Below are 26,674 nucleotides of genomic sequence, written 5' to 3' on the forward strand. Positions count from 1 at the left end.
GGTTGTTGGAGTTAAATGGTTACAATACCAATTTGGGTAACAGACTTTATTAATGAAAGAAGGGTGAAACATGGATTTGCAGATGGTAATGCAGGAGCTTGAAGCTCTTGGCAAAGAACGAACGAAAAAAATATACATGTCCAATGGTGCTAGAGAGCCACTTTTTGGTGTAGCAACGGGTGCGATGAAACCACTCGCTAAGAAAATAAAAATCAATCAACCGCTCGCAGAACAGCTTTATGCTACTGGCAACTATGATGCCATGTACTTTGCAGGTATTATTGCAGACCCAAAAGCGATGACAGGGTCGGATTATAATCGTTGGATGGATGGGGCTTATTTTTATATGCTGTCAGATTATGTCGTGGCGGTGACTTTAGCAGAAGCAGATATTGCGCAGGACGTTGCTGACAAATGGATTGCAAGTGGTGAGGAACTAAGAATGTCAGGTGGGTGGAGCTGCTATTGTTGGCTTCTAGGGAATCGACCTGATATTGAATTCTCTGAGAGTAAATTAAACAATATGCTTGAAACGGTGGAAAAAACAATACACAATTCACCAGAACGTACAAAGTCTGCTATGAATAATTTTATCCAAACAGTGGGAATCTCCTATGTACCACTCCATGAAAGAGCAGTCGAGATTGCAAAGGCAATAGGTCCAGTAGAAATCAAACGGGAAAATAAAAAAAGCAGTATTCTAAATGCTTTCGAAAGTATTCAAAAAGAAGTCGATCGAGGTAAAATCGGTTTTAAGCGGAAATATGTTCGTTGTTAAAAAACTAAAGTCATTTAATATATCAACAGTAAGTATTTTTAGAGTTCTTAAAAAACCAATAGCGGACCTCTTCTTCTCGTACCAATTACTATTACCATTAATTATGCATATAAAGATTGAAAAATTAAAAGAAAAGCATATGAAGTAAAGTTAGTTGAATTGTGGAGGTTGCTTTTGTATGAAACATCTCCAAGTATATTTGTTTAAAAAGTATCAAAAAGGAGGAAAGAAATTGTGAATTTTATTAGAAAACCATTAGGTATAACAGTTATTACAGCTTTACTTATTTGTTTATTTAACTTTACGAACTATGCTTCAATCGCCAATTTTATAGGTGTAGCATTAGTCCTTCTATTCCTTACACTGTTTTTCCATGAATTAGGTCATGTGTTGTTCGGAATAGGAGTTGGCTACCGATTTAACTATTTAACAGTTGGGCCAATAACAATTGAAAATACAGATTGTATACATATTAAACCTAATAATAGTTGGTTTTTATTTGGTGGTGTAGCAAGTTGTACCCCCTTTTCAAAGGATTTAACTTCTATTGCAAAGCAACATAAATGGTTTGCGGCAGGAGGACCGATTTTTTCTCTCGTGGCTGCTATCATTAGTTTGATTATAGGGCGGGCAATGGATGTGCAGTTCGTTACATACTTTGGAATCTTTAATTTAATTATTTTTATCGTCACAATTTTACCTTATAAAGGGGCGTTAAAGTCGGATGGGCGTGTAATATTGGAATTATCTAAAGGGGGAAAAGAAAAGGAGGAATTTTTACTTTCCCTTTTATTACTCAAAGAAATGAATTCGCCAAAACACCCATCAGAATGGTCTGAAGAGCTAATAGAAAGAGCAAAAACTTTACCACCAGCGGATGAAAATGTAGTAGTTGCTTTAATTATTTTTTATTACACTCTTGTAAAAGAAAGTTACGAAAAAGCCTCTGAATTAATTGAACCTTATAAGCAATTACCAGTCACGAAGAAGAATAAGTTTTCATTACAGTTTATAAATCACATACAACAAATTGATTTGATTGTTAAAGGAACTAATAATGGGGAGAAGCTAAAGGAATACCATCAACTTATGAACCCAATGGAGCCAATAAGCTTTAAAAGAAGTGAAGCTATTCTCGCAAAATTAAAAGGAGATAATGAGAAAGCAACATTAAAATTATCTGAAGTAATGAAAGAAATTCATAAAAGCAAAAAACTATTTGGGTTTTTTTATGCTGAAGAAAAGTTAACAAATTTTTTAATAAAAGAGATTAGAGTAGAAGAGTTTGTAAAACGTTGATTTTTGTGGTTGGTGTTTATCAAGCGGGTTATATTTTATGTTAGTTTTTCAAAGAAAGGATTCCAAAATGCATAATAAAAAAATGTATTTGATTATTATCGGGTGTTTCATTTTAATTGGATATTTGTTTTATGGAAAATATTCATCTAAAGGTATATTGGAAAATATAATTGAAGTTATACACTTAATTTAATTAAAGAAGACGAAACCGTTGAGTTTTATATCAAGCCTGAATGGATTCCTATTAATAATGATGAAAATAAAGAATATAACATGACAATTCTAACTAAAAATAATACAAACATTCTACTCGGTACGGTTTTGAATAGAGGCAATGATATTTATTTTAGTTTAGATACCACATACAATTTGAAATTCAATAAGGGAAATTTTATGTACAATGGTATCTTTAATGAGGATGGTTCATTTACAACTAATGGTTCTTTCGAAGACTTTTATATTTATAACAATAAAGGTGAAAAAGTCGATATAGGTCAATCTGGACAAGGGCCAAATTCATCATTTGGATTTGCAATTGAACCCGAGAACTATGATTTAATCAAAGATGGATTTTATGCTAAATATTCGGGTTTTTATTTATATGAATACAAAAAGAATGGTTTTTAGAATATTTCAACCTACGATGTGTTCGAATTTTATTGAATTAATTTAACGGGGCGATGCTGAAAAAAGCATCTCCTTTTTAATTAACAATATAAGTTAATTTAATTTGGAACCTTTAATTGTTATTATCGTAAGTAAACAAAAGGTCTTTATTATATTAAAAGGAAGGGGTGTTTACAATGAAGAAAGTAATGCTTAAAATCGCTTGGTTAATCGGCTTAGTAATTTTCTCGCGAATTGCTTATCAATTAGAATTTAATGTGCAAAATTATTCACAATCTATAATTAATTTAACACCTGTAATATGGATTAAGTTCTTTACTACTTTTTTATTAGGCTGCTATGTAGCAATACTTTTTGTAAGACAGTGGAAGTTTCATATAAATAAATTTTTGCTATTATTAGTGAGTATTCCATGCATTTTCATTTCAATTTTATATCCAATAATAATAAGTTTTGCAAGTGTAGGTTTGTTGCCAGAGTTTTTAAATACCTCTAGAATTCCAATGGAACTTTTTAAACTTTATTCAATGGATATTTTTGGGTTTGTAGCAGGATTAACATTCGTTATTAGTTTATTTAGCTCCGTTCTAGAAAAAAACGAGAAAATTGGTCAATAGATAACGAATTTTTACTTCGTTGTAATACTTAAAATTTAATCAATATACTGTGTTAAAATGTCATTTAACTTTTGTTTTATACAATCAATTAATTCGGTCGGACCTTTAACTAGAGCCTCTTTTCCATAATTGATAAAATAATCGGCAAAAAACTGAATTTCATTTTCTGAGATTTCGTCCTTTATAAAACCAGAGCCATCTTCTCTTATATTTAATTCATCACTTGTCCAGCTTGCCATTTTATATTTTTCAACTCCGTTTTTCGTTAACTCTACATTTAATTGATACGTTTTTTTATCTTTATTAATAATAGTGAAACGGTTATTTAAATTAATACCGGACAAATTAATAGGTGAAGTTTTTTCATCATGTTTGACATATTTTATCCGATCACATCTAAAGACACGATAATCATTTCTTAAAAAGTCATAAGCTGGACAATACCACTTTCCATTGCTTGCATAAATTCCAATCGGTTGAATGCTTCTAATTGTTATTTTTCCGTTAGCTTCATAGTCCAAGTTAATTACTTTCTGCTCGATTGCAGCCTCTAATAATTGTTTTAAGAATGGGATTTTTTCTTGTTGAACAATAGAGTAAAAATCGACTCGATCCTTCATTTTGTCAATCATATCCCTTACATCTCCAGAAAGATTTAAGTAAAATTTCTTTTTTATTGATTCATACTCAGTATCAAATGGAAGAGAAATGTAATGTCTTAATGCATGAATTGCAAAAAAGATTGAAATCGCTTCATTTTCACTAAAAGCAATTGGAGGAAGAATTCTTTCATTTAAAACTTGATAACCACCATGAGGACCTGTCTCAGAATATAAAGGAACCCCCATCTCACTTAATTCCTGCATATCTCTTAAAATGGTTCTTTTGGACACACCAAACTCCTGCGCTAATTCTCCAATAGTAAATCTTTTCTTTCGATTCACCATCATAATAAGTTCATTTAATCTTTTAGCTTTAGTCATGAATACCTCCAAAAAAATTTAATAACAGTGACATTAGTTGTCACTATTATAATATACACTCTTCATTAGAAACAGAAAGAACTAGTACAAAGAATAGGAGGAGTTAGTAATGTATGTGACGATTGCAGACTTTTTAAATGAATGGAATAAGGAAGCATTTTTAACTGAAAAGGTTTTAGAGGGCTTAACGGATGAATCATTAAACCAAAAAGTTTATTCTGAAGGTCGTTCTTTAGGAAGAATTGCGTGGCATTTAACGACGAGTATTCCAGAATATTTAGCACAATTCGGGTTGGAATTAGATGAAGTAGAAAATAAAGATAGCGTTCCAACATCTGCTAAGGATATTGCTAACATATTTAAAAATACAAGTGCTGTTGCAGCAAAAGCCATCAAAGAACAATGGACAGACGAAGAGTTGAAGCATGTGCAAATAGCATTTGGAAGAGAAGAATCAAATGCGCAAATTTTAATGGGGCTAATAAAGCATATTGTTCACCATCGTGGACAAATAACGGTTTTGATTCGTCAAGCAGGCCTTAAACCTTTTGGAGTTTATGGCCCACCAAAAGAAGATTGGATATATTATGGTGAAGAAAATCCACCACTTTAATAAAATAATTTAGAAGTAAAATATCAAATATCAGAGTTGTTGATTGTAGTAGTTGATGTCAATTTGAGAAACAAGGAAGGTAAAAGCACTTGTAGCACATAATAAACCATTTCTTTTGAAAAAATGGTTTGTTATGATGCTTTTTTTATTTGCCAATTTTAGATAGGTAGGTATGAAGTTCATCCTGAAAAGAATTTATTATTCAAAAAGCAATTTCACTTTTTTCACATCTTTATTACATTTTTGTTTACGATATAATATATCTTAAAGTAATCGAGGAGGGAGTAGAATGGCAAGTGTAAATCAGGTAACTTGTGAGATAAGGTCCTATTCTAGGGAATTTAAATCGCATCAACATGACTTCGGGCAATTTCTTTTTCCATTACAAGGTTCTTTAGATCTACAAACGAAATGGCAAGAGATAAAGCTTAACTCAGACTATTGCTTTTATCTGCCTCCCAAATGTGACCATAACTACCGATCTATAGACAGAAATGAGTTTTTAATTTTAGATATTCCTACACATTTTTTGCCAGAAGGTACAAGCAGCATGTATTTACGCTTGGATAAACAATGGGCTTCTATCCGGTACTTGCTTTTAGAAGAGGCGAAGAATGAGGAGAGCACTTCTTCCTTAGCGGATCTAACTAGATATGTATCGAGTAAAATTCAACTATCTAACCCTCCGTCTATTGATTATATACATAACCATTTTAAGGAGAACATTCGATTAGAAACGTTAGCAAAAATAGAACATTACCATCCAACGTATTATTCATCATGGTTTAAGAATAAGACCGGGAAAAGTCCAAAAGATTATATATCTGAGCTTCGTTTAAAAGAAGCCAAATATTTATTAACTTCTACAGCATGGTCTATGTCGAGAATAAGTGAGGAATTAGGTTTTGAGAATTCTTCATCGTTTACAAGATGGTTTGTCAGTTGCGAGGACATATCACCACAAAAATATAGAGTTCTTAATAATTGATAAAAAGGATATTAAATTTGGTAAAGAAAATTTTTAAGAAATTTTCTATTCTAAGTTTAATTATTCTTTTTTTTATTGAGGTGAACAAAATGAAGGGTAAATTGTCTCCATTTTTAATATTACTTGCAGCGGTACTTTGGGGAACCACGGGCACAACCCAAGCATTTGCGCCGGAAACAGCACATCCGATTGCTATTGGAGCAACCCGCTTAGCAGTTGGCGGCATATTTTTAGTATTAATTGTTTTAGTAATTGGAAAATTCGAATTTACAAATTGGCCAATCAAGACAACGATATTGGCTTCCTTAAGTATGGCATTGTATCAACCACTGTTTTTCTCGGCAGTTTCGATTACGGGTGTTGCCATTGGTACAGTGGTAGCGATAGGAAGTGCACCTATTTTATCAGGTTTAATAGAGTGGTTATATTTAAAAGTTCGTCCATCTAAAATTTGGTGGTATTCGACTTTCTTATCAATTTTAGGATGTCTAATGCTTTTCAGTAATAAAGAATCGGTACTTGTAGACCCTATAGGCATTATAATGGCTCTTGGAGCTGGGCTATCCTTTGCCTGCTATACTTTAATAAGCAGAACCTTGGTTGAAAATCATTCCTCATTATCAGTAGTAGCAGTTGTTTTCACTCTTAGTGCAATTTGGTTATCTCCATTTTTATTCGTTTTTGATATGTCTTGGATAATGAGTATCGAAGGTATTGGTGTAAGTCTTCAGCTTGGAATTGTAGCGACTGGGATAGCATATCTTCTTTTTGCTAAAGGTCTTATAAATGTTTCTTCATCAACCGCCGTTACACTTGCGTTAGCAGAGCCATTAACCGCAGCATTATTAGGAGTTTTTTTATTAGGTGAATATTTAAACATAACTTCTTGGTTAGGAATCTTCCTTTTAATGCTCGGAATCGGAATATTAATATGGTCGTCCAAAAATTCAAGAAGTGAACAGGGACTTGGAAAAATGGGTAATATTGAAACTTTCTAGAAAGGTGATAAATCAATATGGCAAAAATAGAAGACTTTTTAAAGCTTGATATTCGAGTTGGTACAGTCATCAATGCTGCAGCATTTCCAGAAGCAAGAAAGCCTGCTATAAAATTAGAAATTGATTTTGGTGAAGAGATTGGAATAAAGCAATCTTCCGCTCAAATTACACATAGATATAATCCTGAACAACTTTGTGGACGTCAAGTAATAGGCGTAGTTAACTTTCCACCAATGCGGATTGCAGGGTTTAAATCTGAAGTATTGATAATAGGCGGTGTTCCAGAAGAAGGGGATGTAGTTCTATTAAAACCTGATGAACCTATTAGAAATGGAACGCGTGTTCAGTAAACTTGTTAACCTACAAAAATGCAGTTGTAAACTTGAATAAAGGTACTTATAATTTCAACTTTTTAAAACGTTCCTATAAAAACAGGAACGTTTTTTTACTAAGTAAAATTTGAGGGTGATGGACTTGAGTTTTTTTTGCAACAATTCATTGATAAAATTGAAATTATTGGAACTTTTATTCCTTTAAACCGTATAAAAAATAAAAAGGAATTTCCATCACCTTAAGGGGTGTTTATTGTAGAACAGGGATTAATGATCAAATATAAAGTAACTTTTAAATATGGTAAAGAAAATAATTTACGAATGGGACCCACATGGTTTACTTTCGATGGAGTGTCTAGACGATGAGTATCACCCTAAAATTGAAAAAATTACATATGCAATTTAGTTAAAATTGCAAGATTGAATTTTTAAAATATATAGGAAGTTGGATTTAAATGAAGAAAAGAATCGGATATTTGTTAGGGATAATTGCAATTGTTTTAGCAATAGTGTTTAGTTATCAAGCGGGTAAAAAAGAAGTAGAAGGAAATATTAAGACAGTAATAGGAAACTCTGTTTATAATGTCTGGGAAGGTTATAACAGTATCATTGAAGATTCGAATAAGGGATTGACGATAGACGCTATAAGTAAAATGAATGAAAGACTTATTTATGTTACGGCTTATTCAAATGTTATAGACAGAGGAACAGGGCAAACATTGCTTCAACCTATTGCTAGTAAAATATCGAACATTGCTAAAGGAATTGAAGATAATTACTACCAAGATGGGGGGGTTAACGAACAACAACAAGAAAAATACAAACAAATGATAGAAGCGATAAAAGAAGTTAATGAACAAATATTAAAGGTTTACTACATTCCAAATTCGGAAGGTACCGTTTAAATTGAAGATAGAGAATTTTGAAGAATTAATTGAAATAAATAAACGCTTAAACTAAATGAAGATTTTTTATAAGGGAAATAGTTTATCATGAAAAGATTGGAGGAAATTACTTTGATAAGATTTGTTGATGACTTGGCTGGGGCAATTTTTGATTTCTTTAAGTTTATTTTAACAAGTTTGTGTTATCTTTTTGCTGGAATGCTAATCGTTGGGGTACCACTTTTTCTTTTAGCGACGTTATTTAAATTGATTATGTAATACTGTGAGAGGAACCTTAAAATAAATATATCCATACGCAAACATATTAGATAATTTTATAGCATCGTATTAATTGAATTGTTTTATACGAGCTACATATTTGTTCGGAAAATCTATGTATCTTCCCGATTCTCAGAGTATAAATATAGAAAATCAATGAAAATTACACTGCTAGCATATAAAAATATAAAATTTGCCGATTGCTTTGAAGTTTTTACATGGATTTAGGCGATACTTACGTGAATTGAAGTAATGTTTATTTAAGCACATTGGGGTTATATTGTTTGTTTATTCCAAAAACTATTAAAAATTTAAGTTTTTTCTTATTACAACTCTGTAATAAGTTCAATAAGGAGGTTATTTATGAAAATAACTGAGTCAAAAGATAAATACAAGTTAATGACTTTGAATTTTATGGCCATATTGATAAAACACAGTTTTGTTCTAAGTGCGAATTTAATTTAGTATACTATGAAGATTTTGATTCATATTTTTGCCCTAAATGTAATAGCTGGACTGAATCAACATGTAGTGATCCAAAATGCAAATACTGTTCCATACGCCCGAAAACACCGTTATCCAATATATAATCCTAACGGAACCTCTAAGTGAGGAAGGGACATACTTCTTTAAATAGTCTTGCCGTAGTGTCCCTTAATACTCTCTATATATGATAGAAGGATGGTTGGTAGCAATTTCTATCAAGCTGATATTTAGTTGAAAAATACTCGAAATTTTAATAATCCAAACAATAGATAAATTTTAAATTATTTAAAGATCTTTCTTTTCTTTGAATCAGTTCTTAGTTCTTTAATAAAGTAATAGATAGTGGTAAGTGCGAAAATTACTATTAATTGAGTAATAACAAAATTTGTCATGAATCCATCTCCCCTTTTCTTCCTCTTCAAGAATCATCTGATTATTTTAAAATAGCAAATAGTTTTTTACGATCTATCCAAAGTAAAAGCAAGCACATGAATGTTAAAACAGTACTTAAATCCTGTACACCTATATCAAAACAATAATTCACCAACATAACATTAATAGCTATTGGAAAATAAATAATAGCTCCGAGTGTTTTGGTTTTGGGTATTATAAGTAAAAGTGCTGCAATGACCTCGCCTAATCCAATTACTATTTCATAAAAACGGGAATAGCCAAAGAATGTCCATGCCAGGGTAAATCCTTCTCCATTTAATTCTGCTATTTCAGGAGGAGGAGCACCAAATTGCCCCATCACTATTTTTACCAATCCATAAATAAGAAAAGATGAAGCTAAAAAGAAACGAAAAGTAGTAGGGATGGATTGTTTAAGCACGCGCCAAAGTATTGAATTATTCATTTTCTTTATCTCCATTCTGTTGATCAATGTTCAAAAATCTTTTTCGGATTTCTGGAGTTGGGATTATGCAACTGCTTTGTTTTCCGAAGAAACGATACCGATTTTTAGCAAACCATCGATAAAAGGCATTTCGAATTGGTTTAGGAAAAAGTATAAAAATATATAAAACCTTCCATAACCCATCCAGTTTTCTACAAATATGAAGTACTGCAGTTGATTCTGTAAATAGTTGTCCATTTTCCATTAGAACAATTGAATCAAGTCGGGAAGTATGTTGGTAATGAGCAAGAAGGTTTTCTACAATAGTTGACTGTAATGATGCAAATCGAAAATGCCCTTTGTAATCACGTTTTATAATAAACTGCACTGATTTATTACAAAAATTACAATCTCCATCGAAAAAAATAATAGAGTTGCTGTATGAATCAACTAGACAGTCATTCATTATTGTTGCTCCCTTCTTTTAGACTATTTCTCCACAAATCCAATGCAAGAATTAGAATTCTAATTGATTCTTATATGTATTTATTTTAAGAAGATTTTTCATCCCTATCCATCGATTCCCGTGACAATAATTGAATGAAAGTGACAAAAATGTCACTCATAAATACTTTTCAAAATGAGGATTAAAATAAAAAGATTTTTATTGAAGAATCTAATTGAAGAAAAACTAAAGATTTCTGAAAGGAACTTGGTATAATAATTGTATAATTATGGTAAGGTTGTGGTGGGGAATGGGATACATTCAATTAACAAAAAACAATATGGAATATGAACACATTTGTTGTGCTCTAGGTGCAAAACAATATGAGCAAGCAGTAAATGATAAAAAGCAATGGTTAATGGAACGGATGGAGGAAGGATTAGTTTTTTACCGTCTAGACGAGCGAGCAAAAGTATTTATTGAATACTTGCCTGCGGAAATGGCATGGGTACCAATTGAAGCACCGAATTATATGTACATCAATTGTTTATGGGTTTCAGGAAAGTACAAAAACAATGGATATGGAAAACAATTATTGGATTATTGCAAGAAGGATGCAATTGCTCGAGGAATGGATGGTCTTGTACATATAGTAGGGAAGAAAAATCTTCCTTTTTTAAGTGAAAAACGTTTTTTTGAACATATGGGTTTTGAGGTAGTAGACCAGGCAGATCCATATTTTCAGTTAGTTGCACTAAAGTGCAATGAACAAGCTGTTGTTCCTTCATTTAAAAAGTGCTTGAATCCACCTTTTATAGGACAAGGAGTAACAATTTATTATACGGCACAGTGTCCCTTTGCTGTTGGTATATTAGAGGAGTTAAGAGATGTATGTGAAGGTAAAGGGATTACGTTTAATTCTTTTAGGATAACGACAAAAGAAGAAGCACAAAATGGGCCTACTATATGGACGACTTTTGGTCTGTTCTATAATGGGAAATTTATTACACATGAAATGTTAAGCCCAAACAAATTTGACAAGTTACTAACAAAACTAATAGTAGAACAATAAACCTTTCCTAAGCTAGTGAGGTCAACTGCAGAAGGCAATCAATAAACTTAAAGGTATTAAGATTTGATGTGAGACATAAATAGAAATATGAAGAAGCTCACATTTTCGGGACAGCCTCTATGTCAGTTTAAGAAAATATAAAAATTAGGGAAGAGGTATTAAACAATGTCCAGTAAAACCTATGAATTAAATCAAAGTTTTTTAGATTCACAAGAAAAACAAAAAAAATTATATAAACGTACTTTAATCATTGTAAGCATCTCACAAATTTTTGGCGGGGCTGGATTAGCAGCTGGAATTACTGTAGGTGCACTTCTTGCACAGCAAATGCTCGGCACTGACGCATTTTCTGGTCTTCCAACAGCTTTATTCACTTTAGGATCTGCAGTTTCTGCTTTAGTTGTTGGAAGACTTTCGCAGCGTTTTGGACGACGAACGGGTTTAACGATAGGATTTATGGTAGGTGGACTTGGAGCAATAGGAGTTATATTTGCAGCTATAATAAATAGTGTTTTGCTTTTATTTGCATCTCTATTTATTTATGGTGCAGGTACCGCAACAAATTTACAAGTTCGCTACGCAGGTACGGATTTAGCTAGTAATAAACAGCGAGCGACTGCTATAAGTATTGCTATGGTTTTTACAACATTTGGTGCAGTTGCAGGTCCAAACTTAGTAAATGTAATGGGGGATTTTGCTCTTTCTATCGGTGTTCCATCACTTGCAGGCCCTTTCATTTTATCAGCAGCTGCATTTATATTAGCAGGTTCTGTACTTTTTATTATGCTTCGTCCAGACCCATTAGTTATAGCTAGAGCCATTGAAGCGTCTAACCTAGATAAGCAGGAACATAAGACGCAAACTCTCCAGTTAGAAAATAAGAGAGGTATTATCGTTGGCGCAGCAATTATGCTTCTCACTCAAATAGTAATGGTTGCCATTATGACAATGACACCAGTTCATATGAGGGAGCATGGACATGACTTAGGTGAAATAGGTCTTGTTATTGGTTTTCATGTTGGTTCAATGTATCTCCCTTCGTTGATTACAGGAATGTTAGTAGATAAGCTTGGTCGAACTGTGATGGCTATTGCTTCTGGAACTACATTGCTTCTTGCAGGGCTAGTAGCGGCAATTGCACCAGGGGACTCTATGATTCTTTTAATAGTTGCTCTTTCTTTACTAGGTTTAGGATGGAATTTTGGACTGATAAGTGGAACCGCTCTTATTGTGGATTCAACTAGTACATCTACACGGGCTAAAACACAAGGTACAGTAGATGTTTTGATTGCGTTGTCAGGGGCTTCTGGGGGAGCTTTATCAGGAATGGTAGTAGCTAGTTCAAGTTATGCAACATTATCACTTGCTGGAGGATTTTTATCTTTAATTCTAATTCCAGTCGTGTTTTGGTCTCGTTGGAATAAAAAATAAAATTATATTTTTACAAAAATTACTGGGCGTTAATCAAACAAGATGAAGATTAGCGCCTTCTTTGGAGTTGAAATGCATGCGGAAGGTGAAAATCGGCTATTTCTTTATATAATCATTTTAATCGGAGGTAAATTTTGATACATATAAAAAACAACTCAAACAAATTAATTATCGTAGTTCATGAAATATATGGGGTTAATAGATATATGAAGGAAGTTTGTCATTCACTTTCAGAAAAAGGCTTAGATATCCTTTGTCCCAACCTGCTAGAAAAGGAAAGTTCATTTGACTATTTTCTTGAAGAAGCTGCTTATAAAAACTTTATGGAAAATGTAGGTTTTAGTAAAGGCGCAAATAAAATTAAAAATGTTATACAAGACATTAAAGGGCAGTATGAAAAAATCTTTATTGTAGGGTTTAGTGTTGGAGCAACAATTGCTTGGTTATGCAGTGAAGAAAAGGATGTTGATGGAATTGTTTGCTACTATGGATCGAGAATTAGGAACTACTTAGAAATTAATCCTTCATGTCCAACAATACTATTTTATCCGGAAAATGAAAATTCATTTCATGTTGACGAGTTAATAGATTCTTTGGAACGAAAGAATCTAGAGGTACATAAATTTAGCGGAGAGCACGGTTTTAGCGACCCTTATAATCCAAAGTTTAATGTTAAATCTGCCCAAGAAACTTTTAATATAATGATTGATTTTTTAGCTTAATATAAGGGAGATAAATTTGAAAAGAATTATTGTACTATTTCTAGTATTCATAATTGCAGGGTGTAACAATCAGTTAAACGATAATAAGCAGAAAAGTGAAATGGAAGAAGATAAAAATATAGACATAGCAAAGAACTATCTTGAGGAACTGGGTTATGATGTTATTTCATATGAGACCAAAGGCTCGCTATTATTTACAAAATCTGATTTGTTGGATTTACCAGGTGAACAAATATGGGGAGTTCAATACACTGAACCAGATAACTTTTTAAATAAGGAAATTAATACGGTAAGTTTTATGGTGAAAAATCATCCTTTAGATAATTTGTTTAATATGGGAAAAACAAATGCAACTGTGCTGATATTTAATGAAGAAGTTATTGGAGGTTGGTCATTCCCACACTCAAAGGAACCATTGATTGGAGCTTTCTATTCGATAGATGGGAAAACAATGGAAGAAATTCATGGAGACTTACAAAAATGGCGAGATGAGTGGGAAAATAAATATAAGAATTAAAGAAAATAAGCAAATACTTTTTTGTAAATATTGCAAAACCCTTCAAACAGCGTTGGACAATGACGCTAAAGCTTTCGGTAAGTGTTCATAAAAATATATGGGAAAGAGGTTTGAATTTATGGAGTTTGTTATAACAATTGCTATTATTGTGATAGCAATTACCTGTTTATGTATGGAAGGGAATTTACGAAAAACTATGGAACAAAACAACGAAACTATAGAGTTATTAAAACAATTACAGCAGAAATAATTGCCCTTAATCAATTGAAAGTGGAATTTATCCTTATAATTAAATGGAGGATAAAGTTTGAAGTAAAGCTAATAACTAATAGGGGCAGTAATGTTAAATTCGGAAAGATATTTTTAGGATAAAATTAAACAGCCAGTATCCGGTATAAATTAGTCCGTCAACTGGCTGAAACTTACGTTATTTTTTTTAATATTCATTATGGTATTGAATTTGCTGTTAGTTATTATAAATATGAAACTAGCTGATCTCTATTCAGTACTGTTCGTACTATAGGAAATTGTCCGCAATCCCAACAAACTGTAACAGGATGTACTTTATCAATATAAAAGATGTGTGTATGAATGTCTCGACGTTTTTTATTAATTTCAATCGTATTTATAGAAACTGGAGTTGCGTTTGGAAAAAGTCCTGTTTTATAGATAGCTTCTTTCATCGTCCAAAGCTCGTAAAATAGCTTTGTGCGATCAAATTTAGCATATTGATTTATTTCGTTAATTTCTTCTTCTGACATGGTATATGCCATAATTTCTTCATTGAATTGTTCAATCTTCTCAACGTCAACTCCAACATGACCGTGATTAGTTATGGCAGCAACGATCCATTCCCCAGAATGTGAAAGATTAAAATCTCCTGACCAATTGGTATTATTAGCAAGATAGGGTCGTCCCAATGTATTACGAGCTATGTTAATAGGAGTCTCATTTGTAAACTTCTTGAGCATCCAACGAACTAGAATATTTCCTAACAGTGCCCTTTGCCGATCCTGCCAATGCTTGTATTTTAATATTCTAGTTCGTTCTGCAATTGGAAGCTCTAAAAAGTACTTATCCCATTCCAAAGGCAATAATTGTGGCCCCAGTGGAAGTATGAATAGATGAAGAGAGTCTTTCATATTCCATGATTTAGACATTATCTAACTCCAACGGGCTTAGGCTCTGGGAAGTAACCCATTTTAATGCCATAGTTAATCATCGTTCGGATAAAAGTTGGATTTGGCTTTGCACAAGTTACATCCGTTTTCTTTAAAAATTCTTGAGTTTTAGCTGTGTTAAATATAAATGGTGAATCACTTGCTCCATCACCATCAAGCTGGGCAATTGCCAGTGATAAAAATTCCTGTAATTCTTCTGGATGGTCCCCATTTAATAGCCAGTTTTCATACTCATTTGCTTTTATAACTTCCAAGTCATATCCCATTTCCTTTAACATGTCTATTAAATCAAGATATAGTAGGGGCGCAGGATTACATAAGTGGAAAATATGTCCACTTGATTTCGGCTGGCTAGCTAAGGCAACAAGGGCTTGGCTCGCAAAATTTATAGGCGTAAAATCGACATGCCAGTTAGCCTCAGGTGTTTTTCCTAAACAAAGCATTGATTTTATCATTCTATAAAAAGCATTGTCATCCATATTTCTTTGGAATTTACCAGTTTCAGAGTGGCATGTTAAATTTCCTACTCGATAGATTGAAACTGGAATTCCATCTAATATGGCATTTTTAACAAGTTTTTCTGCCTCTAATTTACTTTGGTTGTAAACATTTCCGAGGGTAACGTTATAATCAAAATCTCCATGCTCTTCATAATAATCCCACTGACTTACTGCAAGTTCCTCTGGAATACCAATTGTTGAAACATGATGGAAATGAACGCCTTCCCTACGTTTTGCAAGTTCAAGCAAGTATCTAGTACCTTCTATATTAACATTATGGAAATGATCAGCTGCTCCAAAATGTCTAACATCGGCACCGCAATGAATAACGGCATCGATTTCCTCGCTTAACGTAGAAATATCTTCAGATGACAAATTAAGTGATTGTTTACTTAAATCACCTTGAATGACTGTTACACGTTTTTCAAGTAAAGGAATAATTGCCTCACCGAAATAAAATTGCATGCTATCTTTTAATTTTTTGTCCAGTGACATATTTGAATTTTGTCTTATTAGACAGTAAATATGGGCGTTTGTTTTAACTAAAAGCTCGTATAACACATGACTGCCTAGGAAGCCAGTTGCTCCAGTTAATAAAACTTTATTCATAGGTAGTGGTTTTACGTTAGGATTAATTGACAGGGCACTCGGCTCCATTAATTCCTTCAAAACAAAGTCTTTCGATTGTTTAGTAGAGCTGTTTTCTTCAAAATTATAGTTTTTTATAAAGTAATCTAACTCGGCAATCGTTTGATATTGGAAGAAATCCTGTATAGTCAAAAATGGGGCATGCTTTTTAACTTGAACAAGAATTTCTAATATTTTTAAAGAATGTCCACCTATATGAAAGAAATTATCGCGAATTCCTACACGTTCAATACCGAGTACGTGCTCCCATGCTTTTGCTAATATTTGCTGCATTTCATTTTCAGGAGCTTCATAATCATTAGTTTGGGATAATGAAATCTCCAATTCAGCTAATTGTTTTCGGTCAATTTTTCCGGTCGGGGATAATGGCATTTGTTCCATTTCGATAAATCGTTCAGGTATCATATATTCTGGTAGGGTTTGTCCTAAGTACTTTCTTATTTCTTCCTGCTCGATTTGACTGCCTGGTGATACAGTATAATATGCAAATAAGCTATTATTTCCATCATTCATTTTTTTAGCGAGAATTACTGCTTGATGAATGCTCGGATGATTGGCCAATACAGTTTCAATTTCCCCAATTTCAATTCGAAATCCTCTTACTTTAATTTGTGTATCTTTACGGCCGACGAATTCAATTACGCCGCTTGGCAATAAACGAACTAAATCACCTGTCCGATACATTAGCTTTTCCGGATCATTTGAGAATAAATGAGGAACAAAGGCTTCTGCCGTTTTTTCAGGCTGATTTAAATAACCAGCAGCTAAACCAATACCAGCGATATATAGTTCTCCTGGTTCATTGACAGGACATAGCTTGCCTTCATTATTTAAAATATACATTTCATAATTTGCAATGGGTTTTCCAATTGGAATACTTGTTGTATTATCCTTTATTTCACCTTTCACTTTGTAATAGGAAGACAGAACGGTACATTCTGTTGGTCCATAAACATTCACGATTTCTATATTTGTTCCAAATTTTTCTTGCCATTTTTGTATAACAGAGGCCATTAGAGCTTCGCCGCCAACTGACAAGTATTTAAGAGATGCTAGCGATTCTTTCATCTCAACAGGGAGATAAGTAGCTAGCTGATTAAAGAAAGCGTTAGGGACTGTGGCTGAGGTAATTTTCTCTCGCTTTATCATTTCAGCAAAAGCTTCAATTGAAACCCGTTCAATACTTGTTAACATATGTAATCTAGCGCCAGAAAAAAGGGCAGTAAAAGTTTCAGCAATAGATGGGTCAAAACTATATGAAATAAATTGAGAATAGACATCCTTCTCAGTAGATTGGTAAATTCTTTGATGATCTTTAATTAAATTGACAACAGAATAATGTCTAAGCATTGTCCCTTTTGGTTTGCCTGTCGATCCTGAAGTATAAATGATGTAGGCAATATCAGAAGGACTGCTATTAATATCAATATTTTCCTTTGAATATGTTTCTTCCATTTGATCTATTTTAAAGACTGAGCGAGAGTGGGAGTCCTGCTGTAGTAACTCCCTTAGAAAACTACTATGTTCACTCTTAGTTAAAATAAATGGAGCACAAGTATCATTTAATAAATAATGGCAACGTTCTTTTGGATAACTTGGGTCAATAGGTACATAAATACCTCCTGCTTTTAGAATACCGAGCAGGCTCATTACAGTTTCTTTGCTGCGCTCCATGACAAGTGCCACGTAATCACCCTTTTTCAATCCGTTTGCTAGAAGCATATGGGCAATTTGATTTGAACGTTCATTTAATTGACGGTATGTCATTGTTCCACCTTCAAAGGACAAGGCAATATTATCAGCGAATTTTGCTGCAGATTTATAGAAAACTTCTGGTATTGTTTTATCTGATTCATAAGGTGCTTCTGTCTGATTTAACGAATGGTAAAGTAACTTTTCCTCATCTGTTAATAACTGAAAACGATCCGCATATAGTTTTTGTTGTTCATCCATTTTCTTTTTATTAAGTTCTAGTTTTATGTTCACTTAATTCAACTCCTATTATGTAAAAAAGTATTCAATGGAAAAGAATTTCCACTGAATACTTCCCTTTTCCAACGTATTGATTCACACCACACTTTTCTAATCCAAAATGAAAAGTAGGGATTGTTAATCTCTCACTTTTAGCTATCAAGTAACAGTAATCAAGTGCAAGATTTTATGCCGAAAGTGAAGGATACAATTGGGGCGAATGCACTTTTATTTTGTTTTCACAATAAATGAATTCACAACATTCATTAATTCAGTTGACAGCTGAGATAATACTTGTGCTTCGTCTGACACCTTTTGTACAGCATTTAATTGAGATGCAGATGTTTCAGCAGCTGACTTAGTATTTTCTCTAGAGAGAACTGAGAATTTCTCCATATCTTGTACAGAAGAAGTTACTTCTTGCATACCTGCAGACATTTCTTCGATAGTTGCTGTAAGATCTTGAATCTGATCTGAAACTTGCTGAATAGAATTTAAAATTTGAGCAAATGATTTTTCGGAATCATTTATCATTTGTAAACCGTTATTTACTTCATCAACAGCATGCATCATCACATTTACAGATTCATTTGTATCATGTTGTATATGTGAGATAAGGGTAGAAATTTCTCTTGCGGAAGCTTCTGACTGTTCAGCGAGTTTACGAACCTCGTCTGCAACAACTGCGAAACCACTACCAGCTTCACCTGCACGAGCTGCTTCAATAGCGGCATTCAATGCAAGTAAATTTGTTTGAGATGCAATACCTGTAATAATGCCAACTATCTCTTCAATTTTTACAGAGTGAGTACCAAGCATTTTTACTGATGAAGCGGATTGATTAACTGCTTTACTAATTGCATTCATTTGCTCAACAGATTTGTTAGTCGAAATATTTCCTTTTTCAGCTTCCTCTGATGCCCGGATAGAAGATTCTGAAATTTGATTCGATGTCATGGCAATGCGTTGAATACCAATACTAATTTCTTCAATCGTTGCTGAACTTTCTTTTGCTTTTTGTGCTTGTATATCTGCACTGCTTGCAATTTCTTGCATGGAAGCAGCAACACTATTGTATGATTCTGTTGCACCTTGCATATGTGTTGATAAAACCTTTGCCGAATTCGAAACGCGTGATGAAACATTTGCTGTACTTTGAATAACATTTCTTAAAGAATCAATCATTTGATTAAAGTTGCTCGTTAATAAGCCAATTTCATCATTAGATTTAACAGGCAATGGTTCAAGTTCTAAATTACCTTCAGCTACTTTTTTAGATAATTGTGAAAGCTGTTGGATAGGTGTTAATTTTCTTTTTAATAATGCATAAACTGCAATAGAAGATACTACTAAAAATAGGATTGTAACAAATAAAATTCGTAATACTTCCGACATTGCTTTAGCTGTTACCATGGATACATCATAGTCAATTGCATACGTAGCCAAAACTGATCCATCTTCATCCAATATTGGTGTTAATCCCGTTTTATAACTTCCAAATTCATCGCTGTAAATATCAGTTGCCGTTGCTTTTTTAGTTTCAAATACTTCTTTTATTCTCGCAAGGAGATCATCCGAAAGCCCCATTGCAATCATATCTTGATTGTATTCGGCACCTAATTCCAAAATACTTGAGGAAAGCACTGGAGCATTTATGTTTTCACCGTTTACTGTAATCAAAAATAGATTTGTAATGCTTTCAGATTCTTCATTAATTTTATCCATTTCCTCAGTTAATAGAAGGGCATCTGGATTATTAGCACTTGGATTTTCCAATACAGATTTTAACGTTTCCTGATTTATAGTCTGCGATAATATTACTCCCTTATCGTAGAGTGATTGATCCATATTTTTTAAATTACTACTTTTCACAATGTAATAGGAAAGTCCCGTAGTAACCAATCCTAATAATAATAAAATACTAACCATGATCATTATTAACTTTGTTCTCATTGATAAATGTTTTTGCTCGAGCTTTTTCTTTTTCATATGTATTTTCTTTCCCTCCATAATTACTTGATAAAATGGACAACCGGTAATGACGATAAAAGTAAAAAATGTTTGGTAACTAGGTTAAATAATATATTATGTAGGCGCCTTTTACTTTTTTAGCAAAGTAATCCATGCCGTTCCTACATAACTATAATGGCTATCGAAAAAAAATACAATGCAATGAACTGACTATTTTACTAAAAAAAGTTTGATAAATAGCTGTTATACCTGATAGTTTTATCCTATAAAAAAAGCCTTTCACAATGAGAAAAGGCTTTGTTAAAACTATGAAATTAGTAGAAATGGTATTAGAGAATGATTTTATGAGAATGCATATATACATAACAAAGAATCGTTATGTACGAATGAGTAAAATTCCATAGTTACTTAATTTGGGTATGGGCGCAGGGGTCCCATCGTCTCACAATGCATTATAGCGTAGGAAAATACTTGTCTAAAGGATAAGAGTTTAAGACTATTTTGATGCTACATGTTTAAATCTATTTTTACCTTAATTGCTAAATTAACTAAAAATGTTTCTGGTATAATTAAAAAATTTATAGAGTCGAAGCTATTTTTAATTTAACTCTTTTTATAACTACCGAACTTTTTTTTAACCCCACATATACATATTTTAGAAGGTAATAGGTCTGTAAGCAATGGGAAGTTCTAGTATTAAGGGCTTGTTGAGATACTTTACGAAAAGGTAGAAAAATAATGGTCTCTGTTACTGTAAATAAAATTATCGACAATACTGTAACCTTTTCATCTTATAAACGACTACTGCTTTGAAGTATGAAAAAAGGAGATGTTTTACATGAAAATGACAAAAATCGTACCAATTGCTATGACAGCATTATTAGTAGGCAGCACAGCCGTAGCAAACACAACATTTGCAACAAACGATGTACCAAGTGAACAGGAGCAGGTACAACCAATCTTTATTAAGGTTGCAGGAACAATTGAAAGTGTAGAGAAACGTGGAAATGTAAGTTACTATTCTATAAAAGAAGGGGAAAATATAAATACACTAGCAGTTACAGCTGATACACTTGTCTATGATAATACAGGTAAAAAGGTTGAACTGAAAAAAGGAGACAAAGTAATTGCTCACACCTACGCAAATAAACCAATGATATTAATCTACCCACCACAATATAGCCCAGAGGTAGTTATTGTTGAAACAGAAGAAATGGGAACTGCGTCAGTAGGAACATTTGATAGTAACTTATTAGATGCTAACCTGTCATTAAAATTAAATGTTAGTGAAGAAATGGAACTATCAAGTTTATCAGGTAAGGAAGTAAAAGTTTCCGATTTAGCAGAGAAAAATTTACTTGTATTCTATACAGTCACAACAAGAAGCATTCCTGCCCAAACATCACCTCATAAAGTTGTTGTATTGGATCAAAAGGATACTGATCAGGAAATTGAAACAAGCCCTGTCATCGAAGAAATTATTGCCAAAGACTTTTATGAAGTGAACGGTATAAAAATGGTGCCGCTTCGACAACTTGCTGAAGAACTTGGTTATAAGGTTGAATCAACAGGTAAAGGAGCAATTCTATCGAAAGGGGCTAAAACCTACACGATTACACGTGGTGAAAAGTCATATGGCTACAACAAAGCCCTTCGCTATTTCGAAATGGCTCCAGCACTTCTCGAACCAGAAAAAACATATGTACCCGTTCAATTTATTCAAGAATTAATAAATTAATAATATATTTAGAAAAACTTACCGTCTTTCCAGATGGTAACAGGAGTATCAATTTATAAAAAAATATACTCGGATAGAGAAGGCTTAAGTAAAGCTTTAGGTACCATTTTTACAAATCTATTCACTATTCCAATCGGGCGCGTTTATTTAGAAACGCGTCTTTTTTAGGGCCAAATTGTTGAACAATTTTTAGCGAATTAATTTATATTTTCGAAGATATTCTGAACCATTATTTTAATAAAAGGTTAGTTTATTAAGAATGATTACATAATATTATTGGAGGTGTTGCAATGATTACTGTAAGAAATGCTGAGAGTTACCTTAGAAATCTGATTAGTAAAGATACTGATGATATAAAAAATGTTTGGGAAACCTTTAAAGCTTTTTGTAAAGAACAGGTTGAGGGAGAAGAAGAAAAAGAAATTTTATTTCAATGTGGTGTTTACGATTTTACCGGAGAGAAACTATTTCATTTTGACTTTGTACGCCAGTTTACAATTTACGAAGAAAATAATTATTCACACATTGAACAACTATACTGCAAATGCTTACTTAAACCGACAGATGACTTAAAAAAGTTCAAGGTAACAGAATGGTCAATGGACTATGATGATATAGATGATTTTTTTGATCATATAGAAAATCTTCAGGAATTTAAAATACCTTTAAACTCTAAACCGATAAAATTAGAAATATATCAAGAAAAAATTTAATTTTTACTTCAATAATGGGCGCTTTTCTGATAAGGAAAGCGCCTTTCTTCAATAAAAATGCCATTTTTTTCAATTGAAATACTTAGATTTTATGTTAAAATTTGGTATGATTTTGTGTGTAGATTACTATTAAACAATAGGGAAAGTATCGTTTAATAAGATAATTACAATTCTAATTGATTAACTTTTTGGAGGATTATTTGAACATAAACAATGACTTACTAATTACTTTCCTTGTTGTGTGGGGGATGCCTACAATTATGATGCTTATATTTACATTCCTCTATTAAAAGGTCGGTATCTAACCTGAAAAAACAATGGAAACTGGGATTGGGAAGTTAATTGCTTATTAGTATAAAAGTGTACATGAAATTTTAAGAAATTCTTAAGAATTCTGTTAAGGTCTTCTTATGATTTCTCCAGTATATTGGTAATATAATATATTTCTTTGATAAACAAAGAGGAGAATGATGATGACAGAAAAAAGGGTATATATTCTTTTAACAGATACAGGAACAGTATTTACAAAGTTAATAAAGCTATATACAAAAAAACCATACAATCATGCGTCAATATCCTTCGACTCCGAATTATCTGAAGTATATAGCTTTGGAAGAAAAACAGCCAGGAATCCGTTTATTGGTGGATTTGTAAAAGAGGACATAAGGAAAGGTTTATTTAAACAAGCAGATTGTGCGATTTATTCTTTTACAGTTTCAGAGGTTCAAATGCAAAAGATAAATCGTTATATAAAGGAAATTGAAGCGCAAAAAGAAAATTATCGCTATAATTTTTTAGGATTATTTGGGTTTTTACTTAATAAACCGATAAAAAGAAAAAAAGCATTCTTCTGTTCACAGTTTGTTGCATCGGTGCTAAAGGAATGCCACATCATTGATTTTGAAAAATCACCATCACTTATAGCACCAAATGACTTGCAGAAAAGAACTGAATTTCAATTTGTGTATGAAGGAAAGCTTAAGGCTTATCACAACAAGCGTAATGGTAAAAAAGTACATATGCCAGTACATTTTATCCCAATCAAGATGTAATACTTGTTCCTTTATTAATAAAGGGAGTACTAAATTACGATATGTTTAAGTGATATTCAAAACATCTAAAAAAATAAAATCGAACAAGTCTTAGATAGACTGTTCGATTTTTACTAAATTATAAATAAGGTTTATTTTAAACCTTTCAAAGCTTCTTCTATTGTGTTTTCTCCGGATATTAAGTCAAACGTTTTTCTATAAGTATTCTCCTCATCGAGTACTGCGACAACGGTTTTTGCAACATCTTCACGAGGTATTGAACCCGTTTCTATATCTTTTCCAGCTATTACTTTTCCGGTTCCTGGTTCATTTAATAAAAGTCCTGGTCCGACTATTGTATAGTTTAAGCTACTTGCTGAAAGTATTCGATCTGCGTAGTGTTTTGCAACCATATAGGGCTTAATCGGACTATCTATCCAACTTTCTCGATTGCGTGCATTAAATGCACTTACCATTACATAACGGTTGACACCTATTTTTTCTGCAGCTTCCATAGATTTTACCGCTCCATCTAAGTCAACAAGTAATGTTTTATCTGCGCCCGTGCTACCCCCAGATCCAGCAGAAAAGATTACCGCATCACTGCCGTTCATTGCTTCACCTATATCATCAACACTTCCCTCTAAATTAGCAACAACTGCATCTACACCAGACTGTTTCAACGCCTTCGCCTGTTCCTCTGTGCGTACCATTGCTTTTAAAGTATGTCGATCACTATCTTTAAGTAATTGCACAATATGTTTTCCGACCTGTCCATTCGCACCAATTAAAAATACCCGCATTTATAGAAGCCCCTTTCTTTAAATAACTATCGCTATTGTTTCAAAAACCAATACTATTATCAAACATGTTGCTTATAAAGACTGTATGAAATAAAGTATTTCACTACATGAAGTAAATCTTCTGAAATGGAAAAATGACAATACTAACAAAACCCTAATCTAGATAGAAAAGGTTATTAGTGATAAATCTTTATAAGTATAGTCATTTCCAAACAATTTTCATTCCCTGTAGTTCAGTAATATTTTGTGTTATAAGGATGGCTACTTAGAGTGATTCAATTTTCACACTAAGGCAAAAGGATTTAGTTTTAACTAACGAGGTACATTGACCAGGCATAGTCTTTACATCCTTGTTAATAAATTCATTGCAGCTTAAAGGAGCATTCCTGTTAGAAGGATTTTCAGGGTCTTGAAATAAAAAAAGCCCTCTAGTATGATGCATGAGTGTCAACAGCCATTGACCCATCATCACACAGGAGGACTCCGTCTATGAATTTTAATACGAACCAGAAAATTAATCAAGTCACTGAAAATACACTCGTCGTAGGTATCGATATCGCTAAGCACAAACATTATGCTTGCGCAATTGATGAACGAGGCCGTGTGCTTCAAAAGTCATTCCCTTTCACGCAATCAAGAAATGGGTTTGATGCATTTTATGAAAAGTTATTAACTTTACTTACTACGCATGATAAAAGCGAAATATTAGTTGGTTTTGAGCCTACAGGCCACTACTGGATGAATCTCGCTGTCTATCTTTTTGAACATGGGATTCCGTTTATCATGGTGAATCCGAGCCATGTGAACAAATCCAAAGAATTGGACGATAATCTCCAAACGAAGAACGATCAAAAGGATGCACTTGTAATTGCGCGTCTAATACGTGATGGACGTTTTAGCTATCCACGTATTCTAGAAGGCGTGGAAGCGGAATTACGAAACGGTGCCACGTTACGTTCAAAGATACAAGAAGATCTCAATGCATTACAAAATCGTCTCATTCGATGGTTGGATCGCTTTTTCCCAGAATTTATGTCTGTTTTTAAAAGTTTCGGAAAGATGGCGTATGCGGTTCTTGAAAAGACACCTCTACCCGCTGATATTCTCGGTAAATCTCCCGAAGAATTATTGTTTTTATACCGTCAGGTAGAGGGATTAAAATCACCTCAATTGCCGAAGGCAAAACAATTAGTCGAGGCTGCTCAATCTTCAATCGGGTTGACAGAAGGTCTTACGATGGCACGAATAGAAATTGCCACACTCCTTAGTCAACGCAAATTGATGCAACAACAGCTCGATAGTCTAACAGAACAATTAATTGAATTAACGAAACAAATGACGGATTATGAGTATCTAGCCACTGTGCCTGGTATTGGCGATGTAACAATCGTCGATCTTCTTTCAGAGATTGGTTCCTTCACTCAATATGAGCATCCACGCCAATTAATCAAACTAGCGGGACTCACATTACGTGAAAACTCATCTGGGCAACACAAAGGTCAGAAACGCATTTCAAAGCGAGGAAGAAGAAAGCTTCGTTCTCTCTTATTCCGAGTTATGATACCGTTGATTCGCCATAATGAAGCCTTTAAGCAATTACATGAATATTACACCACACGCACAGTTAATCCACTTCGAAAGAAGCAATCGATGGTTGTCCTTTGTGGTAAGTTACTGAAGATTTTACACGCTCTATGCAAGAAGAAAGTACAGTTTGATGAACAACTTATGATGAAAGACCTTTATTGTCTCGTAGAGGCAGCCTAAGCTACACCTTAGCTCGATTAAATTACAAAAGGATGACACGGAGAAGCCGGCATTATTTATTCCATCCGACTACGAGTCCCTAAAGGAGCATCGCCAGCCTCTGCCTTATGAATAGACCGAACGAAGGAATGTATGCGCTAGACGCCAAGAGACATGGGAGGGTACGTCATCATAAGCATTGCAGAGATCCAATTGTGCATCACATATTGGAACGGAAAGTTAATTACTACCAATTAACTTTAGCGAAGCGTATCCTCAAACTGTAAATGAATTGAAGTATTGTAAAATACTAAAATATTATTCTTTAAAAAATATTTTTTCTATTAGATAAAACGGGTCAAACCGTTGATATATCAACATTTATAGAGGGAGGGTTTTGATATAAGTTGAGATTTTCAAAACACTTTCCAAAATCACCTAAAATATGGAACTTCTTTTTTAAAAA

General features: G+C 33.2%; 26 protein-coding genes. 19 read left to right on the plus strand and 7 right to left on the minus strand.

Annotation, left to right across the window (positions count from 1 at the left end):
• Positions 1 to 70: 70 nt before the first annotated feature.
• From MKY04_RS04980 to MKY04_RS04995, 4 genes are all read left to right on the plus strand, one after another.
• A complete protein-coding gene (locus MKY04_RS04980; RefSeq protein ID WP_126293664.1) occupies positions 71 to 778 on the plus strand; it encodes a DNA alkylation repair protein in 708 nt (235 codons plus the stop codon).
• 234 nt (positions 779 to 1,012) lie between these two features.
• Positions 1,013 to 2,077, plus strand: a complete 1,065-nt coding sequence (locus tag MKY04_RS04985; protein WP_346235448.1) for a site-2 protease family protein — start codon at positions 1,013 to 1,015, stop codon at positions 2,075 to 2,077.
• 393 nt (positions 2,078 to 2,470) lie between these two features.
• On the plus strand, positions 2,471 to 2,704 hold the full coding sequence (locus MKY04_RS04990) for a hypothetical protein (protein WP_346235449.1): 234 nt from the start codon (positions 2,471 to 2,473) through the stop codon (positions 2,702 to 2,704).
• A gap of 176 nt (positions 2,705 to 2,880) precedes the next feature.
• Complete coding sequence (locus tag MKY04_RS04995; RefSeq protein WP_346235450.1) at positions 2,881 to 3,321, plus strand: hypothetical protein; 441 nt, start codon at positions 2,881 to 2,883, stop codon at positions 3,319 to 3,321.
• A 35-nt stretch (positions 3,322 to 3,356) separates the two neighbouring features.
• Here the strand turns inward: MKY04_RS04995 and MKY04_RS05000 are convergent, their stop codons facing one another.
• Positions 3,357 to 4,304 carry a YafY family protein gene (locus tag MKY04_RS05000; protein WP_346235451.1) on the minus strand — a complete coding sequence of 316 codons (948 nt, stop codon included), beginning with the start codon at positions 4,302 to 4,304 and terminating at the stop codon, positions 3,357 to 3,359.
• A 109-nt stretch (positions 4,305 to 4,413) separates the two neighbouring features.
• On the opposite strand from MKY04_RS05000, the gene MKY04_RS05005 reads away from it, so the two are divergent.
• The 6 genes from MKY04_RS05005 to MKY04_RS05030 all read left to right on the plus strand — a co-directional run bounded on the left by MKY04_RS05005 (position 4,414) and on the right by MKY04_RS05030 (position 8,398).
• Entirely contained in the window at positions 4,414 to 4,917 is a 504-nt protein-coding gene (locus MKY04_RS05005; protein ID WP_346235452.1) for a DinB family protein, read from the plus strand.
• A 289-nt stretch (positions 4,918 to 5,206) separates the two neighbouring features.
• Complete coding sequence (locus tag MKY04_RS05010; RefSeq protein ID WP_346235453.1) at positions 5,207 to 5,905, plus strand: AraC family transcriptional regulator; 699 nt, start codon at positions 5,207 to 5,209, stop codon at positions 5,903 to 5,905.
• Positions 5,906 to 5,994: 89 nt separating this feature from the next.
• A complete protein-coding gene (locus tag MKY04_RS05015; RefSeq protein WP_346235454.1) occupies positions 5,995 to 6,903 on the plus strand; it encodes an EamA family transporter in 909 nt (302 codons plus the stop codon).
• Positions 6,904 to 6,920: 17 nt separating this feature from the next.
• Positions 6,921 to 7,253 carry a chaperone CsaA gene (gene csaA / locus MKY04_RS05020; protein ID WP_126295241.1) on the plus strand — a complete coding sequence of 111 codons (333 nt, stop codon included), beginning with the start codon at positions 6,921 to 6,923 and terminating at the stop codon, positions 7,251 to 7,253.
• 437 nt (positions 7,254 to 7,690) lie between these two features.
• Positions 7,691 to 8,140, plus strand: a complete 450-nt coding sequence (locus MKY04_RS05025) for a hypothetical protein (RefSeq protein ID WP_346235455.1) — start codon at positions 7,691 to 7,693, stop codon at positions 8,138 to 8,140.
• Positions 8,141 to 8,251: 111 nt separating this feature from the next.
• Positions 8,252 to 8,398, plus strand: a complete 147-nt coding sequence (locus MKY04_RS05030; RefSeq protein WP_185807767.1) for a hypothetical protein — start codon at positions 8,252 to 8,254, stop codon at positions 8,396 to 8,398.
• A 919-nt stretch (positions 8,399 to 9,317) separates the two neighbouring features.
• On the opposite strand, the gene MKY04_RS05035 is transcribed toward MKY04_RS05030, so the two are convergent.
• Together MKY04_RS05035 and MKY04_RS05040 are read right to left on the minus strand one after the other, a co-directional pair.
• Complete coding sequence (locus MKY04_RS05035) at positions 9,318 to 9,740, minus strand: hypothetical protein (RefSeq protein WP_126295239.1); 423 nt, start codon at positions 9,738 to 9,740, stop codon at positions 9,318 to 9,320.
• Positions 9,733 to 10,185 carry a thiol-disulfide oxidoreductase DCC family protein gene (locus MKY04_RS05040; RefSeq protein WP_346235456.1) on the minus strand — a complete coding sequence of 151 codons (453 nt, stop codon included), beginning with the start codon at positions 10,183 to 10,185 and terminating at the stop codon, positions 9,733 to 9,735. Before MKY04_RS05040 ends, MKY04_RS05035 begins: the two co-directional genes overlap by 8 nt.
• A 289-nt stretch (positions 10,186 to 10,474) precedes the next feature.
• Here MKY04_RS05040 and MKY04_RS05045 point away from each other — a divergent pair, with 289 nt between their 5' ends.
• The 5 genes from MKY04_RS05045 (at position 10,475) to MKY04_RS05065 (ending at position 14,156) form a co-directional block, all read left to right on the plus strand.
• A complete protein-coding gene (locus MKY04_RS05045) occupies positions 10,475 to 11,236 on the plus strand; it encodes a GNAT family N-acetyltransferase (protein WP_346235457.1) in 762 nt (253 codons plus the stop codon).
• Positions 11,237 to 11,401: 165 nt separating this feature from the next.
• Complete coding sequence (locus tag MKY04_RS05050; protein WP_126295237.1) at positions 11,402 to 12,667, plus strand: MFS transporter; 1,266 nt, start codon at positions 11,402 to 11,404, stop codon at positions 12,665 to 12,667.
• Between the two features lie 134 nt (positions 12,668 to 12,801).
• Entirely contained in the window at positions 12,802 to 13,389 is a 588-nt protein-coding gene (locus MKY04_RS05055; protein WP_126295236.1) for a dienelactone hydrolase family protein, read from the plus strand.
• A gap of 16 nt (positions 13,390 to 13,405) precedes the next feature.
• Complete coding sequence (locus MKY04_RS05060; RefSeq protein WP_346235458.1) at positions 13,406 to 13,906, plus strand: hypothetical protein; 501 nt, start codon at positions 13,406 to 13,408, stop codon at positions 13,904 to 13,906.
• A gap of 118 nt (positions 13,907 to 14,024) precedes the next feature.
• Positions 14,025 to 14,156, plus strand: a complete 132-nt coding sequence (locus MKY04_RS05065; protein ID WP_346235459.1) for a hypothetical protein — start codon at positions 14,025 to 14,027, stop codon at positions 14,154 to 14,156.
• A gap of 223 nt (positions 14,157 to 14,379) precedes the next feature.
• Here MKY04_RS05065 and MKY04_RS05070 read toward each other — a convergent pair whose 3' ends face one another.
• From MKY04_RS05070 to MKY04_RS05080, 3 genes are all read right to left on the minus strand, one after another.
• Positions 14,380 to 15,066, minus strand: a complete 687-nt coding sequence (locus MKY04_RS05070) for a 4'-phosphopantetheinyl transferase family protein (RefSeq protein ID WP_246020397.1) — start codon at positions 15,064 to 15,066, stop codon at positions 14,380 to 14,382.
• Positions 15,066 to 18,221 carry an amino acid adenylation domain-containing protein gene (locus MKY04_RS05075; protein WP_346235460.1) on the minus strand — a complete coding sequence of 1,052 codons (3,156 nt, stop codon included), beginning with the start codon at positions 18,219 to 18,221 and terminating at the stop codon, positions 15,066 to 15,068. The genes MKY04_RS05070 and MKY04_RS05075 overlap by 1 nt, the downstream gene beginning before the upstream one ends.
• A 213-nt stretch (positions 18,222 to 18,434) precedes the next feature.
• The gene (locus MKY04_RS05080; protein ID WP_126295234.1) at positions 18,435 to 20,195 is read right to left on the minus strand and encodes a methyl-accepting chemotaxis protein; all 1,761 of its coding nucleotides are present in this window, start codon (positions 20,193 to 20,195) and stop codon (positions 18,435 to 18,437) included.
• Positions 20,196 to 21,015: 820 nt separating this feature from the next.
• Between MKY04_RS05080 and MKY04_RS05085 the strand changes: the two genes are divergently transcribed.
• The 3 genes from MKY04_RS05085 to MKY04_RS05095 all read left to right on the plus strand — a co-directional run bounded on the left by MKY04_RS05085 (position 21,016) and on the right by MKY04_RS05095 (position 23,680).
• Complete coding sequence (locus tag MKY04_RS05085) at positions 21,016 to 21,915, plus strand: stalk domain-containing protein (RefSeq protein WP_126295233.1); 900 nt, start codon at positions 21,016 to 21,018, stop codon at positions 21,913 to 21,915.
• A 290-nt stretch (positions 21,916 to 22,205) separates the two neighbouring features.
• Positions 22,206 to 22,628 (plus strand): hypothetical protein, encoded by a 423-nt coding sequence (locus MKY04_RS05090; RefSeq protein ID WP_126295232.1) that lies wholly within the window; start codon positions 22,206 to 22,208, stop codon positions 22,626 to 22,628.
• Positions 22,629 to 23,101: 473 nt separating this feature from the next.
• Positions 23,102 to 23,680, plus strand: a complete 579-nt coding sequence (locus tag MKY04_RS05095; protein WP_126295231.1) for a hypothetical protein — start codon at positions 23,102 to 23,104, stop codon at positions 23,678 to 23,680.
• A 131-nt stretch (positions 23,681 to 23,811) separates the two neighbouring features.
• Here MKY04_RS05095 and MKY04_RS05100 read toward each other — a convergent pair whose 3' ends face one another.
• Complete coding sequence (locus MKY04_RS05100; protein WP_346235461.1) at positions 23,812 to 24,462, minus strand: SDR family oxidoreductase; 651 nt, start codon at positions 24,460 to 24,462, stop codon at positions 23,812 to 23,814.
• Positions 24,463 to 24,951: 489 nt separating this feature from the next.
• Between MKY04_RS05100 and MKY04_RS05105 the strand changes: the two genes are divergently transcribed.
• Complete coding sequence (locus tag MKY04_RS05105) at positions 24,952 to 26,229, plus strand: IS110 family transposase (protein ID WP_126296408.1); 1,278 nt, start codon at positions 24,952 to 24,954, stop codon at positions 26,227 to 26,229.
• The last annotated feature ends 445 nt before the right edge of the window (positions 26,230 to 26,674 follow it).

This window comes from Lysinibacillus telephonicus (assembly GCF_039654155.1).
GTDB classification, from domain to species: Bacteria; Bacillota; Bacilli; order Bacillales_A; family Planococcaceae; genus Ureibacillus; species Ureibacillus telephonicus.